Consider the following 5,599-nt stretch of genomic DNA (forward strand, 5'->3'; position numbering starts at 1 on the left):
AGACGCTCCGGCAACTGTTGGTACTCTGCGCCCGGTCATTCATGCAACAGATTGAGCACCGGCAGGGAAAACTGGCTGACTGGGTTAAGCAGCAGCTTGAACGAAAGCACTCTAATATCGTGGCCTGTGCATTGGCTAATAAACTCGCCCGGATAGCGTGGGCCATTACGACACAACACACGGTATTTGTCGCCTAAAGCTGGCGTCATTGTGAACCTATTTAAATGTTACCCCACTGGTTTTGCGAAGACTGATTATTGATGACATGAACGGCCTACCGGCCTGATGAGAAACTTAACATAAAAAATGGCTCTTTCAAGCCGACAAGGTTTTAAGGTTCATCAGGCGCGGAACTCATCGAGGCGCAGGCTCCTTGCCTACAGTGACGCCGGATAGATTTAAGCAAGCCAAAAATTCATCAAAAATGAGTGTTGCAAAAACGAGGGGAACCATAGATTTTTATGCTCTCCATTATAAGTTTCCGGTCAATGAATCGGCTGATAACTCACATTAAGACGTTTAGCCAATCTCTCAAGTCGCTTATCCAATGTCCAAAGTCTTGATCCTGGCGTTATTAAGGTTGATGCCAGCAACGTAATATCAATAAAACCACATCCAAGCCCGTACAGTTTTTCGTTTTCAATAAACGCGATCACTTCGGCAATACTGGCCTGATGGCTCGGTGGTAAAAGACCTAGATCACTAAGTGTTCGCAGTCTTGGAGCCGGAGGGGTACCACATGCTATCTCTGCCAATACCATTGGATGAATCAAAACCAGATCCCGGCTCAGCAACTGAATCAACCCGTCATTCCGGTTTTTGAAATGGTCAACCCAGACGGATGTATCAACCAAAATAGTCATTATGCGGATGGCTCCTCGCGGCGGCGGGGAATCGTCTGCATTTCAGGCGATGTACCGCCGAGCGAAGCGAGCCGCTTTGCAGCCTGCACCTGAACAAACGTTTTCACTGCTTCCCGGAAAATATCAGCTTTGTCCATGCTAGGATCGGCCATTTCCAGCGCCTGTGCATACAGCACATCATCAATCGTGACAGTAGTTCGCATTTGATTACCTCATTGATTCAGATATTGATGCAATATTGCATCAATATCTGAATCAATGCAAGAGCATAAATCATTGGGGACAATTTTGTTAACCTGTCACCATTTGAAGAGGGTTGGGAAATGGATAAGTCACGGACTGAAATAGTTAGATAATTTTAACATCATGGAGACCATAAAAATCTGTGGGGCACTTATGCCGCAATCTTTTCTGTCCAAGAATGCTCCGTTTCGTCACCTAATTTTATGCCCGGATACCCATGCTCAAATTGGGTTTTCAAATCATCATTAAGTACGGCTGTGCGGGTCTGGAGTAAGTCATGCGCACCTTGCCGGCTCCATTGCATCTGCTGCTTTTTCACCATCCGTTTGGCAATCACTTCATTGATCGTCGATTCAACAAATGAAGAGGACATGGGTTCACCATAGCGGTACATTTCACCATAATTCGGGATCATCATGCGGTTATTTTCAATGTAGGTGTACATTTCATCGATATGTTTTGATAAGGATTTCTTATTATCATAATGCGAGATGTCCTCATCACACATCTCAGCACAATCCTCTAGCTGTTCTAATGCCTTAATCACATTGCCATGCCAGAGATACCATTTTGTACTGGTTAAAGCGTCCAATAATTCTGCACCGAGTTCAGGGGGGGGTCGATACCCCTCTGGCATATTGTTTGAGTACTGTCAGACGCATCGTGATATGAAACCAATCCAGTACGTGCTGCGATTCGGGGTACAAGTTAAATTGCAGATCCCTGAGATTATTGGCACCATCCGATAAGACAGTAATTTGTTGATTCGCCTGCATACCTTGTGAAGATAACTGGGCGATGAGTTTTCTTCTGGGGTGATTTTCAAGACATTGCACAAAACCAAAGCGTTTGGTTGGAGCATTAGCCGCGAATGATTTTCCGACGATGATTTCAAAATGGGGTTTTCTGTCGTCCCGGTTTCTGACGTAGCCTCCATCAATACCCACCGTCATCGGTTTTCCCGGTTTGGGTAATTTTTCCCATTCTCTGGGATCGCCAGGGAGAAAATCCGGCAATCCGTCTAATTCGGCCTCTTGTCTTTGGGCGATCTGACAGAGATGATTTCTGACTGTGGAGGCATTACAGCGTTCCCCCACCGGCAGAATATCTTTGAGCTAATCCCACGTTATAGCAGGCCAGCTTTAACTTGATACCTTTCTCTCTTAATGCGGCATAACCGATCGAGGGAGTGAACAACTATCGTGTCGCCGGTTCTGACCGGTTGAAGCATATCCTGAAGCTGTGGCCGGTTGATGTTTTTCGCCCTGGCTTGTTCGATATAGATTTTGTCAATTTTAATACCGGACGCAGACAGTGCCTCTTTCTGGCGATCAACATGCTGGTCAACCGAACTGACCCGAATGTAGGCATAATGCATATCACCCTCAAAAGTCTTTAAACCTGATAAAGATTTGTAGAATACTCTATAAAATTGACTTTCCCGATGTTTATAGAGGATTATTTCCTTGTTTTTAGCATGGATGAAAAGGTACCTTTATGGATACCGATCATCCTATTCTATCGTCGATTTAACACCGTGCCCCACAGATTTTTATGGTCTCTATAGGAAGTATATCTATCTTTCCAGCCATTATATTACTCCTTTCAAAATTTAAGGTTATTAGTAACCAGAATACGCTGTATAGAAATCTAGGATGAGTTCATCATATGTTTCACAATCTTGCACCCAAGTTATATTTAAAGGAAAACAAAACATGTCAATTATATCGAAAACCTTTCTCTCGCTTACCTTATCATGTGTATTATTATCAACAAATAGCTGGGCCTCATGTGGTGACTGCGTATCAATAATAGGTAAAAGGGTCATTGTTAATGAAGTTGGCGTAGTAGATGGTAATTATTTCTACGCATATACCAATCTAGGAAAAATTGAGCTTCCGGCTAACGGGTACGATCTTGCCAAATTGGCATTTATATACTCTAAGGAAATGTATGTTAATACAGATACAAAAAATTTCACAATGATTTCCAGATAATATATCAAAAAAGGGGATGGAATAATGAAAAAACAAACGTTAGAAAGGGGAAATTCTGCTTAGAATTTTCTCTTTTATCATCTTCTTTAGAAGTACTTCATTTTATGCTGACCGCCGTAGCGGTCATTTACACCGTTTAGTTCGGTTTCTGGACACTCAGGTGATTCTGTCTAGGACCAGCGGTTGAGTAGACCTGCCGGTTACCCGGACAGGCCCCTCCTCAGAACCGGACTTGCGGAACTACCGCATCCGGCTCCCGACAGATCAGTGTCCCCACACATATTCAGCGAGTTAGTAACAGCATTGATTTGGTTTTCCATTTATCTGTAGAGCATAAAAAATCTATGGTTCCCCTCAGATGGCCGTTCTGAATGGAGAACTGAAGGCACAATTTGGGAGTTGGTATCCTGGCATTAGAATTAATGAGCTAGCCGGAGTACGGTTGATAGTTCTACATTAGCTATAGTAGTATAAACATTAATGTAGTACCCCACACTTTTTTATGCTCTATATATTATAGATGAGAATCTTGTTTATTATAAATAATATTTATGTTTGTGTGGTTTTTGTAGGTAATACATTGTTTTTAAATAAAATAATTGTGAATGAAAATTCTCGGCTGTGAGTAATGAATGGCAATAATGCAAGGAATTATCCAAAAAATCAGAATAGACTCTATTGGATCGATTATATTTCAAGTAATAACTATATTCAGGAATGGAATCCCCATTCCTGAACTGTTTACATTTAACGATTTGCTACTTTCACCCGTAATGCCTGTTTTTCTGCGTCACTGATAAACGCGGTTTCCAGCCCATTTATCTGAGCCTGGCGAATTTGAGCAATAGATAAACCCGCGGCGGGGGCGGCAACTTCATATTCATGGCGGATATCGATGCCTTCAACTGCCGGATCATCTGTATTAATAGAGGCAAGAATGCCTTTTTCCAGAAATCGTTTCAGTGGATGGTCCAATAAACAATTAACGGTGCTGGTTTGAAGGTTTGAGGTTAAACAGGCTTCAATACCAATCCGGTTATCAACCAAATAATCCATTAATCCGGGATCGGTAATGGCTTTTACTCCATGACCAATACGAGTGGCGCCTAATTCCCTAATGGCTTGCCAAATACTTTCAGCGCCAGCAGCTTCGCCGGCATGGATGGTTATATGCCATCCAGCATCACGGGCTTTGGTAAAATGAGATTGAAAAAGAGGGCCGGGAAAACCTAACTCGTCACCTGCCAGATCCAAGGCCGTAATATGTTGGCGGTGAGCTAGCAGACTAGCTAATTCCTGAGTACAGGCTTGTTCACCAAAAGTTCTGCTTAAAATTCCGATAAGACGAATGTCGATATCGTTATTTTGACGGGCAGAATGGATACCATCAATAATCGCTCTACTATTTTGAAAACTACTTAGGGCAACGCATCTAATTTTTCAATGTGTCCACAATACTAATGGCTTGTTTTTTATCATTTGCCCCCATCCTAAACGAAGGAGATAAAGAGGTTTGAATAGTCGTTGTGAACATAGGAATACCGTTGAATGATACTGTCATTTGGGTTCCAATGTTTTTATTGATTAGAGCATTAAATCGAGGAAAACATGGTTTATCTTTTTTTACTACTACTGATAACTCATTATTCATCCCATCATGTGCTCCTAAATAATCAATTTGATCTGTACAAGATTGAGTTAAGATAAACTTGTCACCAGATAAAAATTCAAATTCTAACCCTTCTTTCGTTTGAATTAGCCTATTTCGATTGTTTTTATCGGAACATCCGGCTATTGCGGAGAGGAACATCATAATAACAAATAGATTTTTCATGATTTCGAACCTGTCATATTTAAGAACCACATATAGCCCACTTAAAAATTAAGTAGGGCTATGAGTAGTATATTATTACTAATCCCAAGTAACAATAACATTTTGTCCTGTAGAAAAGCTTTTACATCTTATTCTGTCTATTCCCGCTCCTCCTCCATGGATCATGCAATCACCCGGGCCTGTAGCGTGTGTAGTTTTTAGCCCCGACTGATCTACATAATTGTATCTCAACAGAAAAAGCGGATGGCATCTGTGATTCTGTTACAAAAGTATATCTAATATTATGTGTAGCACCCGACCATCCTTGTAAATCAACCCAAGGTCCCTAAAAACCAGGTGGAGCGTAAGCTTGTGCTGCTGGCATATTCATCTCCTTAAACAAACGTAAAAAAACTAGTTATGTTGATAGGCAAATAATAGTTCTAGAACTCTATATATTATAGATGAGAATCTTGTTTATTATAAATAATATTTATGTTTGTGTGGTTTTTGTAGGTAATACATTGTTTTTAAATAAAATAATTGTGAATGAAAATTCTCGGCTGTGAGTAATGAATGGCAATTAATGCAAGGAATTATCCAAAAAATCAGAATAGACTCTATTGGATCGATTATATTTCAAGTAATAACTATATTCAGGAATGGAATCCCCATTCCTGAAC

General features: G+C 41.0%; 4 protein-coding genes and 3 pseudogenes. 1 reads left to right on the plus strand and 6 read right to left on the minus strand.

Features of this window, described 5'->3' with window-relative positions:
* Positions 1-197: pseudogene (locus D3222_RS23260) on the plus strand (IS110 family transposase); the annotation flags it as partial.
* Positions 198-485: 288 nt separating this feature from the next.
* Here the strand turns inward: D3222_RS23260 and D3222_RS23265 are convergent.
* The 6 genes and pseudogenes from D3222_RS23265 to D3222_RS23295 form a co-directional block, all read right to left on the minus strand.
* Positions 486-863 carry a type II toxin-antitoxin system VapC family toxin gene (locus D3222_RS23265; protein WP_118988218.1) on the minus strand — a complete coding sequence of 126 codons (378 nt, stop codon included), beginning with the start codon at positions 861-863 and terminating at the stop codon, positions 486-488.
* Positions 863-1,066: a type II toxin-antitoxin system VapB family antitoxin gene (locus D3222_RS23270; RefSeq protein ID WP_015834907.1), complete on the minus strand. Its 204-nt coding sequence runs from the start codon at positions 1,064-1,066 to the stop codon at positions 863-865. Before D3222_RS23270 ends, D3222_RS23265 begins: the two co-directional genes overlap by 1 nt.
* A 191-nt stretch (positions 1,067-1,257) precedes the next feature.
* A pseudogene (locus tag D3222_RS23275) lies at positions 1,258-2,221 on the minus strand (ISKra4 family transposase); the annotation flags it as partial.
* An 11-nt stretch (positions 2,222-2,232) separates the two neighbouring features.
* On the minus strand, positions 2,233-2,484 hold the full coding sequence (locus tag D3222_RS23280) for a recombinase family protein (RefSeq protein WP_118988219.1): 252 nt from the start codon (positions 2,482-2,484) through the stop codon (positions 2,233-2,235).
* 1,366 nt (positions 2,485-3,850) lie between these two features.
* Positions 3,851-4,501 (minus strand): annotated as a pseudogene (gene add, locus D3222_RS23290) (adenosine deaminase); the annotation flags it as partial.
* A 34-nt stretch (positions 4,502-4,535) separates the two neighbouring features.
* Positions 4,536-4,937 (minus strand): hypothetical protein, encoded by a 402-nt coding sequence (locus D3222_RS23295; RefSeq protein WP_118988221.1) that lies wholly within the window; start codon positions 4,935-4,937, stop codon positions 4,536-4,538.
* Between the last annotated feature and the right edge of the window lie 662 nt (positions 4,938-5,599).

It is taken from the genome of Photorhabdus sp. CRCIA-P01 (genome assembly GCF_003545805.1).
Taxonomy (GTDB): domain Bacteria; phylum Pseudomonadota; class Gammaproteobacteria; order Enterobacterales; family Enterobacteriaceae; genus Photorhabdus; species Photorhabdus antumapuensis.